Origin of the sequence: Dactylosporangium sp. CA-139066, from assembly GCF_050936175.1 — a bacterium.
In the GTDB taxonomy this organism is placed as follows: Bacteria; Actinomycetota; Actinomycetes; order Mycobacteriales; family Micromonosporaceae; genus Dactylosporangium.
In genome coordinates this window covers 1-13937 of record NZ_JBNJNH010000001.1, presented here as the reverse complement: position 1 = coordinate 13937, position 13937 = coordinate 1, and the positions used below count along the sequence as shown (strand labels likewise).

Genomic DNA, 13937 nt, shown 5'->3' with positions numbered 1-13937 from the left:
AGCCGCTCGACGAGGGACGGGCCCGGACCGCCGTTGCCGGCCCCGGCCGGTTCGGGTGTGGCCTTGTTTTCTTGGACGGCCTTGGCGATGCTGCGGACGTAGCTCCATGTCGACGGCATCGGAGTCCTACCTCCCGGCCATGACGGCGGCGAGGACGAGCGCCACCAGGTAGAAGCCCCACCGCCGGGTGGGTCGCTGCAACATCCAGCGGAGCGGGCCCTGGGCGCCGGTCGGCGCGACGAGCACGAGCATGAACATGATCAGCCGGTCGGTGCGGTTCGACCACCGCCAGGCGGTGATCAGCCACGGGAACCGCTCGGGTGCCCGGTCGGCGTCGACGCCAGACAGCCGCCACATCGAGGCCAGCGACGCCGGCCGTGCCGTCCATGCCCACCAGCCGCGAACTGCCCGGCCGATCACGGAGGGTGCTTGCCGAAGTTCGACGACACGGCTACTCTCGCGCGCGCGCGTCGACACGGCCGGGCTGTCATCTTCGACCCCTTGGGCTTCCAACTTCGATCGAACATCACCGTCAGTGACGGATGCGGTCGTGGATGCGCTCAACGTCGATCCCCTCTCGGATCAGGTCGATCACGGTCCGGACCAGGCTCGTGACCTGCTCCAGCTGGGCGACCTGGCCCCCCTCAACGAGGAGCCAGGCGCACGTCTTCCAGAAACGGCCGCGGTCGGTGGGCTGCTCGGCGATCTGCGCCTCGGCGTGCACCCGCCGCCGCTCACGGGACTTCTCAGCCCGGGTTGGCACAGATCAGCCCCGCACGCCGGCGGGAACGTTGCCGCCGCGCTGGCCGGCCCGGGTCTTGGCGATGACGCGGCGGGCCAGGACGAGCGCGACGCCGGTCGCGATCAGCGCGAGCGCAGTCAGGGAGCCCTGCCCGAGCCACTCGCCGAGCTTCGCCGAGCTGTAGGCGTTGAGGTCGGCCGCCCACTGCTGAATCGTCTGCCCACCCTTGCCGTTGATCGACTGCGCGATCGACGGCAGCAGGATCGCCGTCCAGATCGCCGGCCGGTTCGGGGTGCCGTCGAGCAGGATGTCCAGGATGGCGGCGACGCCAAGCACGACGCCGAGCAGCGGCGCGAGCCAGTCGGGACCGACGCCGACGATGGCGGCGATCCAGTGCCCGAGGAAGCTGGCGGTCATCGCGCAACCGCCGATGACGGCCAGGGCGAGCGAGGTCCAGCCGAGGTAGACGATGCCCTTGTCGTTGATGATCGGGTTGGCCACGGGGTGCTCCTTCTGTCGGTCCGGCGGCCCGGTCAGGCGCCGGTGCTGTCGGTGTTGATGTCGGCCTTGGCGTGGTGGGCGGTGCGGGCCGCGCGGACGCGGTCGTGCGACCACTTCATGTCGGTGCGGATCGTGTTGTCGGCGGCCGGGAGCCGGTTGCCGTACCGCTCGCGGAGTGCGGCGGCGTTGGCGATGGCCGACGGCGAGTGCTTGGCTTTCCCACCCCGCCTGGCGGTGCCGGTGGCGGTCTTTCTGGCGGGCTTCCTGTCGGTCCCGCTGTCGGTGTTGTTGGCGGTCGAGCTGTCGGTCCCGCTGTCGGTCTTCCTGTCGGTCTGGCTGTCGATGTCGGTGTCGGTCCCGCTGTCGGTGTCGACGGCCGACACCTGTCGGCGCGTGGCGGTCCGTACCTGTCGGCGGTTCTGTCGGTGCGCCTGTCGGTGTGCGAGGCGCCGGGCTGTCGATGGCGCTGTCGGCTCCGGCGCCGACAGGTTGGCGATGTCGGTGTCGGCTCCGCTGTCGATGGCGCTGTCGATCTGCCCGTCGATGGCGAGCACGTCGCGTAGGGGTGTACCGACGTCGGCTTGGACCTTTCGCGGAGGCTGCTCGGCGGCGAGCCGGTCGGGCGTGAGCGCAGCGCCGATGAGCGCAGTCAGGCCGTCGTAGTCGGCGCCGTCGGCGAGGCGGACCGCGATCTCGTCGAGGTCGTAGACGGCCACGGCGATGTCGGCGGTGGTCGGGTCGACCGCGGCGCGGATCTTGCGGTGCAGCACCTTGGCGATGGCGGCCGTGCGCACCTCCCGCCGCTTCTCCGCCTGGGCCGCCGCAATCGACGGGTACAGCCCGAGATCGGGATTGGCCTTGGCGAGATTCTTCGCGCGCAGCGTCTGCCAGGGGTGCCGCAACCAGTGCCCGATCAGCTCATACGCCGGCGTCACCGGCGGCAGCTGCCCCTTGGCCCGCAGCCGGTCGCGGCGCTGGTTCTCGGTGTGCATCAGCCACACCAGGTAACCCAGCGCGGACATCGCCGCGAAGAACCCGGCGAGCAGTTTGTTGTCGTGCGCCATCCAGTTGAACGCGACCGCGAACGCGGCGATGGCGGCGGACAGGATGCGGGAGGCGTTGGCCTTCTCGCCGAGCCGGCGGCGCACGTCGGCGTTGGCGAGCACGACGATGCCGCCGAGCTCAAGGGCGCCGACCGCGGGGATCGCCCAGATCAGCGGAATGCCGAGGGCGGCGACCGCGCCGGAGACCTGCCCGGCGAGGGCGACGAGGAGCACGACGACGTAGAAGAGCTGCCGCATGTACGAGGTGCGCTTCACGGTCTTGGCCAGGTCGGCGTCGAGCTCGGCGGCTGCTGCGGTGTTCGCGCTGCGCGGCTCGTCGGCGGCGAGGACGGCCGGGATGTGACCGTTGACCCGCCCGACGGCCGGGGGAACCGCCGGGCGGGGGTCAAAGGTGGTGAGGGCGTTCACAGCGTCACCTCGGTGGGAGTCGTGGGGCTCCGCCTGGCGACCTGGCGAGTGCCGGTCCGCGGCGGGCGGGGCGTCATGCCTCTCATTGTAGAACGTTGCGAACGTTGCGAACAATACGAACGTTAACGCATACTCGTAGCGTGAGACGACAGCCGAACATCACGAACGGTGCGAACGATCTGTACGATCGCCAGCAACCGTCGAAGGCAGGCTGCGCAGTGGTCGTCGAGAAAGACCCCGGGAAGCTCGAAGAGCGCCTCAAGCGGGGCGACTGGCTGACGCCCGGCGAGGTCGCCCTCCTGCTGCAGCTCGGCCGGACCAAGGTCCACACGATGCTCGTGCAGGGCCAGATCCGATCCCGGAACAAGCCAGCCAGCCGTCACCGGGTCTGCAACCCAGAAGACGTCCGCCGCGAGCTCGCGAAGCTCCGCGACGCCGAGGCCGAAACCACTGCGCCGGCATCCGACACCGAGTAGCAGCTGCTCATGCACCGAGCGCCGCCCCGTGCTCCCGCATGAACGGCACCGGGTTGACCGCGCCCTGAGGCGAACGGTCGTTGTTCAGATGCACCTCGAAGTGCAGGTGCGGGCCCGAGCTGTGCCCCGACGAGCCGACGATGCCGATCTGCTGCCCGGCCGCCACGTGCTCCCCCGCTGACACCGCTGGCCGCTGGGTCATGTGGCAGTAGCGCGTGATGATCCCGGCCGCATGCTGGATATCCACGAACCAGCCGCACCCGGCCGCGCTCGGCGACCCGTCCCTGTCGCAGGTGCCGACCGTTCGGGCCGTCGACGCGTCGCAGACCGCCTTGATGACCGTGCCTGACGACGCGGCCCGGATCGGTGTCCGCCGCGACGCCATCAAGTCGACGCCGGCGTGCAGCCGACCACCCCGCGGCCCGAATGGCGAGCCGACCTCACCCGACACCGGGCGTACCCAGCCGCCGGCCGTGACCTCGGCGGGAGCCGCGCACTGGCCTGGCTGCTGTCCGGCCAGGTCCGCGCCGCCGGAGACCGCACCGACGAGGGCCGCCGCTCGAGGTTCGTGCTTCGCGTAGGCCCCCGGGAACGCTGAGCGCTGCACCCGCTGGGCTGCCTGTGTGAGCGACAGCGACTGCCAGCCGGACACGCGCTGCAGCGCGTCGTAAAACTTCCTCGCGGACGTCGCCGGCGTCATTAGGTCCTGGACCGTCCCCCACGAGCCGGCGCCCTCCGGCGGGCTTGGCCTCTGCTGGAACAGGCCGACGCTGTCGTGGTCGCGGCCCGAGCCCTCGTGCGGCAGCGCCATGGACGACGGCACGCCGGGGTTGGCGAGGTTGTGCAGGTTGCTCTCCTGCATGGCCGTGGCCACGGCGATCACCCAGCCCCGCGGCGGCACCTGCATCTGCTGGCCGGTCCGAACGATTGCCGTCGCGTTCGCCACCTGGGTCGCCGTGAACCCGTCGGCCTTTACCGCTGAGGCGTCGTGGACCTGCAGTTGGCCACCGCCACAGTCCGACGCCGGCGGTGCCTCCTGCTGCTGCGTGAACCAGCCCTGCATCGACGACGCCAGGCCGACCCCACCCATGCACAGGACCGCCCCGACGCCCAGCGCAATGGCGAGCGTGACCGCGCCGCGGCCGGTCACGCCTGCTCCAGGTCGAGCTGCGACCCGAGCCACCGATGGCCCGCCCCCGTCAGCGTCACCTTCGCGGTGGCCACGAGCGTCTGCCCAGAAGCGCTGACGATCGGGATCGTGACCGTCACCAGCTCATCGCCGGCGGGCGCGACCGCAATCTGGTCACCGACCCGACCGACCGGCACCTTCGCCGGGTCGGCGTCGGCGAGCTCCGCAGCCAGCTCATCGGTGACGAGCGGCCGGAACCCGGCCCGCCACTGCTCCGGTGACTTGCCCTGCGTGTTGAGGATCTTCACGAGCAGGTCGACGGCCGCCTCCCGTGCCTCGATCGGCCCGGCGGTGATGTCCGCCGGCTGGTCGCTCACGTCGGCGCTGCCGTCGTCGCCCGACTCCTCGTCGCCGCTCTCGGCCGCCGCGGCGGACGTGGGAGCGGCCTGCGACCCGCCCGAGGCGTGCTCAGCGCTCCCGGAATGCCGTCCGGCCAGCAGTACCGCGGCGATGACGGCAGCGGCCACGGCGGCAACGATCCAGCGGACCGGCAGGCGCCTCATGCCCGGTTCCCCGCGGTCGTCTCCGGCCGGGGCCGTGAGGCGGGATGCGAACTGGGCGCCGCTTCGCGGGCGTCTTTGACGGTCTGCCCGGCGAACGACAGCAGCCGGTACAGCAAGCCGGGCTTCTCGTCCTCCTCGTCGCGTTTGCGGGCCCCGACCCGGACGAGCCGCTTCACGGGCCGCAGCACCATCCACAGCACGACACCGGTCAGGCCGACCGCGCTGATCTGGACGAAGCCGGACAGGTCCGAGTCGAAGACGGAGTCGACGATCCACAGGTAGAGGCCGGCACCGGCCCCGAACATGATGATGTTGGCGACGGAGCCGACGACGGCGTTGAACAGCCGCATGACGGACGGGTGACCGGGCTGCAGGATTCCGATGGTGGCCATGAGCGGGAACGTCATGACTGCCACCCGCACGACGAGGAATCCGAGCAGGATGACCACGCTGGCGCCAATATCGAAGATCGAATAGATCCCGGCGGACAGCATCGCGATGAAACCGCTGCCGAGCCGGTCGTCGCCGTGCAGACCCTGCAGATGCTCGTACGCTTCCGGATCTTCGGCCTTGACCGCCTCGGCGATCGAGATCCACTGTTCAGCCTTCGCCTGCACGATCACCGGCCGCAGTTCCGGGTGGGCGTCGATGTCCGCGGCTTCGCCCCATGTGATCGTGGTCGCGTCGTACAGTGCCGGGCCGTACTTCTTGGCGATCGGGCAGTCGTCGCAGCCGAGCATGGCCCGGACCCAGTTGCGGTACAGGATCGCGTAGACGGCCGCGTCCGACGACCTCACGGCGACGGTCCGGTGGTCCTTGCACGCGTCAGGGTTCCTGTCCCGCGAAGCGCAGTCCTCGAGCGGGATGTCGTTGGAACCCGGGCCGACAACCTCGTGCATCGCGCTCAGGCCGGTGACGGCGACCCGGTCGGCGCCGTGGGTCACGAGCAGCGGGTACTTGCCGATGCCGGTGACGGCGACCATGACGAGCAGCGCCCATCCGGCGAGCTTGGTCGCCTCGGACAGCCTGCCGAGCCGTGCCCGCCAGATCAGCCATCCGCCGGCGGCAGCGAGGGCCAGTGCGCCGAGCACGGAAAACACGTAGTCGTAGGTCTTCTCGGTGGCGGTACGGACGATCGAGTCGGACCAGCCCCACATCGCGTGCGGGTCGTAGGCGAGTTCCCGCAGCCCGTTGGCGGTACCGAGGGTGATCTGGGCGATCGAGAACTCCATACCGGCGATTGCGTTCTGGCCCGTGTCCGTTGGGTGCGTCACCGCCCCGGCGCAGGAGGTGTCGTACATGTCGAGCGGGTAGCCGGCCATGCCATGCCGGGCGTACTGGCCGAGGACGCCGGGACGCAGGTCGGCGTCGGGGCGGCGGCTGAGCCAGCCGGAGATGCCGGAGTCCGGCGAGGCGGGTGTTGGTGCTTTGACGCAGTCGGCGCGGCGAGCGGCAGCGTTGCCGAGGCGGTGGGCGCAGTCGAGGAAGTTCGCGGGTACCTGCCACTCCTCGACCGTGCATAGCGGCTTGACCGGCTCCGGGTCGGCGTGCGCTGGAACGCCGGGACCGAGGACCAGCAGCGCGGCGGCAGTCAGGGCGGCAAGCGCGTGAAGGGTGCGGCGGATCATGCGACGCCTCCAGGGGTGGTGTCGAGGTGAGCGAGCAGCCGGTCGGCGTAGGACACGTCGACGCGGATCTTCTGCATGCGGCCGTCCACGTCGCGCATCACGAACTCGCGGAACCCGAGCCGGGCATCCGATGTCGGGTCGGCCTGCGAAAGTGCGGCCAGGGTCTCCTCGTAGCCGACTCCGCCAGCCAGGCGCAGCAGCTGTAGCGCCCCGGCCGCGACCTCCGGATCGGCGGCGATGCGCCCCGCGAAGACGGTGGAGACAAGGTTCTGGACGTCGAGGTCGAGAATGTCCTGCGGGTTCTGCGACGCCACCAGCGCGGCGATGTTCCACTTCCGAGAGTCGCGGGCCAGGCGGACCAGGAACGAGCGGCCGGAACGCCAGCCCTGCATCACGTGCGCCTCGTCGAGCGCCACCAGCTTGCGCCGGTGCATGTCACCGCCGTAGCAGCGCCGGACGGCCAGACGGTGCGCGAGGTGCAGCATCGGCACCGTCAGCGCCTCGGCCGCCGACCAGTAGTCGCGCTCGACGGTCATGTCTGGCAGCCGCAGACCGGCCATGGTGATGATCGTCAGGGGGGCGTCGGAACCGAGCGCCCCGACGGGCGGGCGGCCGAACAGCAGCCGCGCCATCTGCAGCTCGGCGGCGTCGTTGAGCAGCGCCGCGAGCTCCTGGGCGCTGCTGTCGCCGGCATTCAGGACCGCGACGATGTCCTCGAGCTGCGACGCCTCCTCGGCGGGAACCTGCCGGGCGGCCCGGCGCAGCAGCGACGCGGCGGCTTCGCTGCGGGCGACCTGTGGCGGCAGCAGCATCATGGCGATGTCGAGGACGAGGGTTCGCCGCTCGGCGCGGGCATCGGTCACCGCGACGTCGAACAGGTGGTCGCCGTGCTCGCCCGCCGCGAAGTCCGTACGCCGCGGCGTCGGGATCAGGGCGTACGGGGCGAGGGTGCCCCGGTTGGCGCCGACGAGGTTGAGCACCTGTGCTCGTCCCCGCATCAGCGGCATGTCGGCGAGCCGGGCGAGGGGCCCGGACGGGTCGAGCAGCGTCGTCTGGACGCCACGCAGCGCGGAAAGGTAGCCGATGGACCCGATGAGCGTCGACTTCCCGCCGCCGGGCTCGCTGACGACGATGGCCAGGCCCGAACGCTCCCGGACCTCGGTCGCGAAGTGCGGGTCGAACATGACCGGCCGGCGGCCGGTCCCGGACGTGTAGCCGATCAGGTCGCCCCGACCGTCACCAACCGCGGCGGCGGCCTGCGGGACGGCGGCTGCGAACAGCTTCACGGACATGCGCCGCAGGTAGCCGGTGTCAGCGATCGGCTCGCCCGGGATGAACTCGCGGGCCAGTTCGGGCTGATCCTTCGGGTGCTGCAGGGCAATCCGGGCGTGCTGCTGGTAGAGCCGGGCGACCTCGTCGGCGCGTTCGAGCGCCACCTTCTCGGTCGGGCCGGTGACCGCCAGGCGGTGCCAGCCGTGCACGCGTGCGGCGTCGACGGGCTGCCCGGTCGAGATCTCGTCACCGACGGCCACGGCCCGCTCGGCGAGCCGCCCGAGCTCGGGCGGCATGTCCAGGCCGTGCTCGGCGTAGTCGCGCTGCTGATTGCGCAGCAGCAGGAGACGCCGGTTCAGGCTGGACGTGGCGCCGCCCGGGCCGAGGACGTCGACGCGCGAGGACACCTCGACCGGGTACGGCAGTTCGTCGGCGAGGTGCAGCCACGGCAGGTGCTGCTGCGGGATTTCCAGCGGCTCCATCCGGCCGACGGTGAGCACGGCGGCATACGACTCTTCGCCGGTGAGACGGTTGACGACGCGGGTCGTCGCCCCGTACCGGGTCCGGTACCGGTCGACGTGCTCGGTGAGGGCCATGATGTCCTCGGGCCCCGTCGCGGTGACTCGCCGGTCGGGCGGAGTCAGGCCGAGGCCAACCGACCGGTACAGCAGCCACGCAAGCTGTGTCGGCGTCGCGGGCTCGGCGCCGAGGCCGAACGGCCGCAGCAGGGCCGTGAACTTCTCGACCTTGGCGGCGATCCGGTCCCGCTCGCTGCGGGCCACACCGCCGCGGCCGGCGCGGGCGCGTACCCACTCGCTGACCGCATCGCCGACGTGCCGACGGGCCACGGTCACGCCGAGGTAGGTGACCCCCTCGGCGTAGCCGAGCGCGTCGACGTGGTTGGCGGCGGCTCGCAGGTGATCGGCGAGGGCCTGCTGCCCGACGATCGGCGCCGAGGACCGGAGCAGGTTCCCCGCCCACTGGCCGGTCGGGTACGGCCGGGACGTGCGGCGCAGGTGGAGCCGATGCCCGGCGAGCTTCGCGTACTGCTCGGCGACGGCGGTCATGAACGTCTCGCGGTCGGCGTCGGGTCGGAATGCCCACACCCGCTCCGGCAGGACGTACCAGGCGGTGGCGGTGCTCGCGGTGAAGGTCAGGTTGCTGACGAACTCGCGGAGCTGCAGGTCGACGGTCGGCGCCGGGTCGCGGGGCTGCCGCACGTACGGCGTGAGCGCCACGACCCGGCCGAGGGTGCGACCGTCGGTGAGGTTGCGCTTCATCGCGGGCCTCCGATTCGGATACGGGCGGCTGACAGGCTCGGCAGTTGGGCCGGCGGCGGGGGCCCGGTCTGGCGCCAGTCCCGGGCGGCGGTGGCGAGGATCTTCCGTGCGGGCCGGTCGGGGTCGACGTGCCGCCAGATGGCGTAGGTGCTGACCATGGCCGCGCCGATCTCGACACCGATCCAGCCGAAGCCGCCGGTCAGCAGGGTCCCGGCGCCGACGAAGCCCGTGCACAGGACGGCGAAGAGGCCGTACTGGGCGTACGGGAGCTGGATCGGGAGTGTGTAGTTCGGTGGGCCGAGGTAGACGAGCCTCGCCCGGTAGATGTCGTCGTCGGTGCGTAGCAGCACGTCAGGCTCCTTGCAGGAAGTCACGGCCCGCGGCGGTGAGGTGGATGCGGAGGAGCTCGCTGCGCTGGGCGCTGCCGGCCTGGCGGAGCGCCCAGCGCATGGAGACGGTTCCGCCGCCGCTGTGGCGGACCTCGACCAGGCCACGGTCGGCTACGTCGAGGAGGAGATGCTCGGTGAAGTTGTCGGCCATGTAGCTCACGGGGTGGCCGTACTGGGCGGCTTCGAGCAGGTCGAAGGTGCTGCTGGTGGGCGTGGTCATCGGCTGGCCCTACTTGAACAGCAGGTCGACGATGGATCCGCCGAAGAAGAACAGGCTGGTCGCGCCGGCGATGAACGCGATGCCGATCAGGGCGACGCTGCTCGAGGTGAGCACCTTCGACACCTCGCCCTTGTTGGCGCGGGAGACGAAGATGATCCCGAGTCCGGCGAGCAGGATCGGCACGATCTTGGTGACGAAGAAGTTGAGGATGCCGTCGGTGTTGAGCTCCTTCGGCGTCGGTGCTCCCGACGGCTCGGGCGCGGCCAGGATGTGCAGGTGGTCGGCGGTCGTCTGGGCGACAGCGGTCAGGAGGTGCATGACGTGGTCTCATTTCCGGTCGAGGGTTGGTAGACGAAGTCGTAGAGGGCTTGCTGCAGGGCCACGAGGTCGCCGCCGTCGGTGACTTCGGGGAAGCCGTGTTCTGCGAGGACGCGGCCGACGGCGAGCAGCAGGCCGTACGTGAACCGCGGACCGGCGTCGGGCTGCGGCGTGATCGGGTAGGCGCGGGTCACGGAGCCACCTCCGCCAGGTCGGCCGGGTCGAACGTGGCGGCTGGGGACGTCTCGTCGACCGCCTCCGACAGGTCCGTGTAGACCTGGACCGTGCCGTCGCACGGCTCGTCGACGTCGTCGCAGTGACACGCGTCGACCATGAGAAACCGCACGACGTGCACCCGGCCGTCGAGGACGATCCGGTCACCGATGCGCAGGTCATCCGCGCGTTTCGAGCCGGAGGCCTCCGCCGCGGCGGCGAGCAACGCCATGGCGAGCTCGCGGGCCGCGGCCGGGGAGAATCCGTACGTCTCCGCCTTCAGCTGCGACGACGGGTCGACCCACACGACCGGGTCGACCGTGCCGTCCGGCCGCTCGTCGCGGGTCGCGCCGACGACGAGCAGGCCCGGCGTCGGCTCGTGGAAGCCGTCGAGGTCGTAGCTGGCCGCCCGCATGGCACCCGCGTGATGCTGGGCGCCATCGTGGTCGGCCTCGTGCGACACACACCAGGACAGGGCCGCGGGGCAGTCGACAGGCTCCGACGCGAGGGTGGTCCACTCGGCGCTGCAGGTCCGGCATGACCATGCATGCTTCGGGCCGGGCTGCTCGCCGAGCTCGTACACGGTCTCGGTGGTCGCCCCGACATAGACCACAGCGGCGCAGGTGCCGCACTTCGGGCAGTCCGGGTCGACGTCGGGGCCGGCAAGTGTCCCAGTTGGGACAGTTGCCGACACGGCGACCGGCTCGAGGACGGCCGTCATGACGGGCTCCCCTCGGCGTGCTGAAACTTCCGCATGGCCTCAGGGCCGGCGGGGTCGACGTCGACCCATGGGCCGTCGGGCCGGTAGCCGTCGGCGATCAACTGGCCGGTGATCTCCCGCTGGGCGCCGAGCATGGACACGGCGGTCAGGTCGCGGGTGCCGGTCGTCTCGTCGGTGTGGACGAGCATGCAGCTGATCGGCGGGCGTGCACCCATAAGCCAGACCTCGGCCACGGATGGCACCACAACGGGGCTTTCGACGACCTCGCCCGCGCTCGGCGCCTCGTCGACGACCGGCGCCAACTCCGGGTCCGCCGGCGGCTTCGTCGAGGGTGTATCTGTAGGTACACCCTCGGGGCGGCAGTGCGATCGACCAGCGACCTCGTCGAGGGGGTCCAAATTCGGACCACCTTGGGTCTCCAGCGGCTTGGTGAGCGACTTCGCCAGCGCCGCGTCGAGGTTGCTGTTGTGCGCGTCGCGGGCCTCGATCGCACGGGCGCGGGAGCAGGCTCCCAACGTGGCCCGGAGCAGTTCCTCGGCGCCTTTGGCGCTGACCCGCCGCCCACCGAACTCCTTGGCGAGCACGTCGACGAGCCGCTCGATCGGAACGACCGTCTTGCGCGACGGCTTGGCCTCGTCGGGCTTCGGCTCATCCGGCATCGTCACCTCGGCCGACACCGCCGAGGCGAGCCACTGACGAAGGTCCGGGATGTCGATGCCCAGTTCCTGCAGGTGCGTGAGTGACGTGTTGATCAGCCGGTAGGCGACTGCCTTGTCGGCGCCGAGCCGGGCAGCGACCGTCGACACGGGCTGCCGGTCGACGCAGTGCAGCTGGACCGCCATCCGTGCCGGCGGGCCGAGGAGGTCCCATGCCGCCTTCACGTCGTCCGGTTTGGCGGCGGCCTTGAGCGGCTTGGTCATGCCGGCTCTCCTTCGTGGCTCAGCGAAAGCAAGGCGTCCCGCGCCTCGGTCAGGAGGCGGGTCGCGGTGGTGGTGTTGACGCCGAGGCGTGCAGCGATCTCGCGCACCTTGAGGCACTCGACGAAGCGCATTGCGAGGATCTGGCGGTGATGCTGATCGAGCCGACGCAGCAAGCGCGGCTGTGCGATCAGCGAGAGGATCTCGGCCTGAACGTCCTCGTGGCGCCTTCCCTCGACCACAGGTGCGCCGGCGCGCAGACGCTCAAGGGTTCGGAACACGAGCTTCTGGGCGGCCGGAACTGGCACGTCCATGTACTCTGCGATCTCGTCCCAGGAGAAGCCGTGTAGGCACCACAGCTCGACCGCGGTGCGGCGTAGCGGCGGCAGGGATTCGATCACCGACGCGACGGCGGCCGCGGTCTCCTCGTCGGCCATGCACCGTTCGTCACCCTCGATCGGCTCGGGTTCGCCGAAGAGGTCCAGGAAGTCGCTACCGGCGATCTCGCGCTGGCGGTGGTGCGTGACCTGCAGAGCGGTGTGTTTGGTGGTCTTCATCAACCACGCGATCGGCTCGTCGAGCGCTGTGACCGTGTCTCGCTTCAGCAGGCCGATCATGAATGCCTGCTGAACGGCGTCCTCGGCGTCGTCCCAGGTGCGGGCGTGCCGGCGGGCGTAGCGGAGCAGTTCGCCGCGGTGCTCGCGGCACATCTCGTCGAAGATGTCGTTGACCTGCTGCTGGGAGAGGGCGAGCGTCATGCCGCACCCGCCGTGGTGGCCGAGCCATCGACCGTGACGCCCCACGCGCGCAGCTGCTGCTTGGCGCGGGAGATGTAGACGCGGACCCGGTCGGGGCCGACGCCGAGGATGCGGCCGATGTCGGCGAGGGTGAACCCGAAGCCGTACCGCAGCCGCATCGCGATCATCTGCCGGGACGACAGCCGCGACAGGTGCTCGTCGAGCTCGTCCATGACGGCCGGCGCGATGCTCAGCCCGCGGGCGGTCGCCACGTGGCCGAGGATCGTTCGGCCGACCTGCTCGGCCTCGTGGATCGTGGCGTAGCCGCCGCACGCGCCCGAAGGGGAGCCGTCACGGAGGAGCGCCATGTAGATGCGGGTGTGCCCGATCTCGCCGTCGAGGGTGTCGCGGCGCTCGAGGCTGACCGTGTACCCGTCGCAGCCCTCGCCCGACCCGGCCGTGAGCGGCAGGTCGACGGCGGCACTGTCGTGGTACAGCGGCTCCCCCTCGCGGGCGAGGTCGAGGTCGTGGTTGTTCGCGTTGCCGGTGCACCACGGCACCCCGGCCGTGCAGCCGGTCGGCTGCGGCGCCTCCGCGGTCTCAGCCGAGACGAGGGCCAGGTTGGGGCGGATCGTCGTGACGGTCATGCGGGGACTCCGCCTTTCTGGTCGTCAGGGTGGTTGAGGCTGGCGAGGTGCGGCTGGTCGGCGTCGAGGACGTGACCGGCCGCGGCGAGCGCGGCCCGGAGGCGGCGCAGCTGGTCGGCGCCGATGTCGAAGACGGGGCTGACGGGTCCGCTGGTCGCCGGGACGATCGACAGCTCGAGCAGCGGCTGCCCGTGGTGGGTGCCGTAGATGCTGACGACGTACCGGGCGCTGTCGCGGTCGGCGCCGGCCTCGGCCGGAACGTCGATCGCGCGGCTGTGGTGCAGCTGGAGCCCTTCGGCGTCGCACTGCGCGTCGTCGCACCACGCCGGATGGGTGGAGGCCGAGGTCCCGGTCACAGCGATCCGTCCTCAGTCCGGAGCCAGTCCATCTCCCCGGCGTACGCGTCCTCGGCCGTGCACATGGCCAGCAGCACCTCGGCCAGATGGGAGCGGACCGGCGGCGCCGACACGTACAGCTGGGCTTCGGGATGACGGCCACTGCCGACGGTCACCACCAGCCATTCGGCACCGCAGGACTTGTGCAGCGCCGTCCCGAGCAGCCCATCGGGCGAGGTCCACTCGCGGGCGTCGAACACGGCCGCGGTCAGCCCTTCGACGGGCACGGCGACCGACACCTTGCCGGTGCGGATCGACACGTACCCGGGGCGGGCGGTGCCGTGGATCAGGTAGCCGACCTCGCCGGCGAAGTCGGA

19 protein-coding genes are annotated in these 13937 nt (G+C 71.0%); 1 reads left to right on the top strand and 18 read right to left on the bottom strand.

Annotated features, from left to right (window positions below):
- Nucleotides 1–126 precede the first annotated feature (126 nt).
- From ACQEVU_RS00095 to ACQEVU_RS00080, 4 genes are all read right to left on the bottom strand, one after another.
- A complete protein-coding gene (locus ACQEVU_RS00095) occupies nt 127–420 on the bottom strand; it encodes a hypothetical protein (RefSeq protein WP_433318595.1) in 294 nt (97 codons plus the stop codon).
- Nucleotides 421–532: 112 nt separating this feature from the next.
- Nucleotides 533–763, bottom strand: coding sequence for a hypothetical protein (locus ACQEVU_RS00090; protein WP_433318592.1), 231 nt, complete (start codon nt 761–763; stop codon nt 533–535).
- Nucleotides 764–766: 3 nt separating this feature from the next.
- Complete coding sequence (locus tag ACQEVU_RS00085; protein ID WP_433318590.1) at nt 767–1243, bottom strand: hypothetical protein; 477 nt, start codon at nt 1241–1243, stop codon at nt 767–769.
- A gap of 32 nt (nt 1244–1275) precedes the next feature.
- The gene (locus ACQEVU_RS00080) at nt 1276–2715 is read right to left on the bottom strand and encodes a hypothetical protein (RefSeq protein ID WP_433318587.1); all 1440 of its coding nucleotides are present in this window, start codon (nt 2713–2715) and stop codon (nt 1276–1278) included.
- A gap of 140 nt (nt 2716–2855) precedes the next feature.
- On the opposite strand from ACQEVU_RS00080, the gene ACQEVU_RS00075 reads away from it, so the two are divergent.
- Nucleotides 2856–3191, top strand: coding sequence for a hypothetical protein (locus tag ACQEVU_RS00075; protein ID WP_433318584.1), 336 nt, complete (start codon nt 2856–2858; stop codon nt 3189–3191).
- A gap of 7 nt (nt 3192–3198) precedes the next feature.
- On the opposite strand, the gene ACQEVU_RS00070 is transcribed toward ACQEVU_RS00075, so the two are convergent.
- The 14 genes from ACQEVU_RS00070 to ACQEVU_RS00005 form a co-directional block, all read right to left on the bottom strand.
- On the bottom strand, nt 3199–4281 hold the full coding sequence (locus ACQEVU_RS00070) for a M23 family metallopeptidase (protein WP_433334724.1): 1083 nt from the start codon (nt 4279–4281) through the stop codon (nt 3199–3201).
- A 56-nt stretch (nt 4282–4337) separates the two neighbouring features.
- Nucleotides 4338–4883 carry a hypothetical protein gene (locus tag ACQEVU_RS00065; protein ID WP_433318581.1) on the bottom strand — a complete coding sequence of 182 codons (546 nt, stop codon included), beginning with the start codon at nt 4881–4883 and terminating at the stop codon, nt 4338–4340.
- Nucleotides 4880–6511 carry an MFS transporter gene (locus tag ACQEVU_RS00060; protein ID WP_433318578.1) on the bottom strand — a complete coding sequence of 544 codons (1632 nt, stop codon included), beginning with the start codon at nt 6509–6511 and terminating at the stop codon, nt 4880–4882. Before ACQEVU_RS00060 ends, ACQEVU_RS00065 begins: the two co-directional genes overlap by 4 nt.
- Nucleotides 6508–9063 carry an ATP-binding protein gene (locus tag ACQEVU_RS00055; protein ID WP_433318575.1) on the bottom strand — a complete coding sequence of 852 codons (2556 nt, stop codon included), beginning with the start codon at nt 9061–9063 and terminating at the stop codon, nt 6508–6510. Before ACQEVU_RS00055 ends, ACQEVU_RS00060 begins: the two co-directional genes overlap by 4 nt.
- Nucleotides 9060–9413 (bottom strand): hypothetical protein, encoded by a 354-nt coding sequence (locus tag ACQEVU_RS00050; RefSeq protein ID WP_433318572.1) that lies wholly within the window; start codon nt 9411–9413, stop codon nt 9060–9062. Before ACQEVU_RS00050 ends, ACQEVU_RS00055 begins: the two co-directional genes overlap by 4 nt.
- Nucleotide 9414: 1 nt before the next feature.
- Nucleotides 9415–9672: a hypothetical protein gene (locus tag ACQEVU_RS00045; RefSeq protein ID WP_433318569.1), complete on the bottom strand. Its 258-nt coding sequence runs from the start codon at nt 9670–9672 to the stop codon at nt 9415–9417.
- A 9-nt stretch (nt 9673–9681) separates the two neighbouring features.
- Nucleotides 9682–9990 (bottom strand): hypothetical protein, encoded by a 309-nt coding sequence (locus ACQEVU_RS00040; protein WP_433318566.1) that lies wholly within the window; start codon nt 9988–9990, stop codon nt 9682–9684.
- On the bottom strand, nt 9978–10184 hold the full coding sequence (locus tag ACQEVU_RS00035; protein WP_433318563.1) for a hypothetical protein: 207 nt from the start codon (nt 10182–10184) through the stop codon (nt 9978–9980). The genes ACQEVU_RS00040 and ACQEVU_RS00035 overlap by 13 nt, the downstream gene beginning before the upstream one ends.
- Entirely contained in the window at nt 10181–10924 is a 744-nt protein-coding gene (locus ACQEVU_RS00030; RefSeq protein ID WP_433318560.1) for a hypothetical protein, read from the bottom strand. Before ACQEVU_RS00030 ends, ACQEVU_RS00035 begins: the two co-directional genes overlap by 4 nt.
- Nucleotides 10921–11844 carry a hypothetical protein gene (locus ACQEVU_RS00025; RefSeq protein WP_433318557.1) on the bottom strand — a complete coding sequence of 308 codons (924 nt, stop codon included), beginning with the start codon at nt 11842–11844 and terminating at the stop codon, nt 10921–10923. The genes ACQEVU_RS00030 and ACQEVU_RS00025 overlap by 4 nt, the downstream gene beginning before the upstream one ends.
- Entirely contained in the window at nt 11841–12599 is a 759-nt protein-coding gene (locus tag ACQEVU_RS00020) for a sigma-70 family RNA polymerase sigma factor (protein WP_433318554.1), read from the bottom strand. Before ACQEVU_RS00020 ends, ACQEVU_RS00025 begins: the two co-directional genes overlap by 4 nt.
- A complete protein-coding gene (locus ACQEVU_RS00015) occupies nt 12596–13225 on the bottom strand; it encodes a sigma factor-like helix-turn-helix DNA-binding protein (RefSeq protein WP_433318551.1) in 630 nt (209 codons plus the stop codon). Before ACQEVU_RS00015 ends, ACQEVU_RS00020 begins: the two co-directional genes overlap by 4 nt.
- Complete coding sequence (locus ACQEVU_RS00010; protein ID WP_433318548.1) at nt 13222–13581, bottom strand: hypothetical protein; 360 nt, start codon at nt 13579–13581, stop codon at nt 13222–13224. The genes ACQEVU_RS00015 and ACQEVU_RS00010 overlap by 4 nt, the downstream gene beginning before the upstream one ends.
- On the bottom strand, nt 13578–13937 hold a 360-nt coding region (locus tag ACQEVU_RS00005; protein WP_433318545.1), incomplete at its 5' end, for a hypothetical protein. The genes ACQEVU_RS00005 and ACQEVU_RS00010, both read right to left, overlap by 4 nt.

Coding starts and splice junctions, on each gene's coding strand:
- ACQEVU_RS00070 (WP_433334724.1), bottom strand. CDS start 4,281: ATGGGTGGGGTCGGCCTGGCGTCGTCGATGCAGGGCTGGTTCACGCAG.
- ACQEVU_RS00065 (WP_433318581.1), bottom strand. CDS start 4,883: ATGAGGCGCCTGCCGGTCCGCTGGATCGTTGCCGCCGTGGCCGCTGCC.
- ACQEVU_RS00060 (WP_433318578.1), bottom strand. CDS start 6,511: ATGATCCGCCGCACCCTTCACGCGCTTGCCGCCCTGACTGCCGCCGCG.
- ACQEVU_RS00055 (WP_433318575.1), bottom strand. CDS start 9,063: ATGAAGCGCAACCTCACCGACGGTCGCACCCTCGGCCGGGTCGTGGCG.
- ACQEVU_RS00045 (WP_433318569.1), bottom strand. CDS start 9,672: ATGACCACGCCCACCAGCAGCACCTTCGACCTGCTCGAAGCCGCCCAG.
- ACQEVU_RS00040 (WP_433318566.1), bottom strand. CDS start 9,990: ATGCACCTCCTGACCGCTGTCGCCCAGACGACCGCCGACCACCTGCAC.
- ACQEVU_RS00030 (WP_433318560.1), bottom strand. CDS start 10,924: ATGACGGCCGTCCTCGAGCCGGTCGCCGTGTCGGCAACTGTCCCAACT.
- ACQEVU_RS00025 (WP_433318557.1), bottom strand. CDS start 11,844: ATGACCAAGCCGCTCAAGGCCGCCGCCAAACCGGACGACGTGAAGGCG.
- ACQEVU_RS00020 (WP_433318554.1), bottom strand. CDS start 12,599: ATGACGCTCGCCCTCTCCCAGCAGCAGGTCAACGACATCTTCGACGAG.
- ACQEVU_RS00015 (WP_433318551.1), bottom strand. CDS start 13,225: ATGACCGTCACGACGATCCGCCCCAACCTGGCCCTCGTCTCGGCTGAG.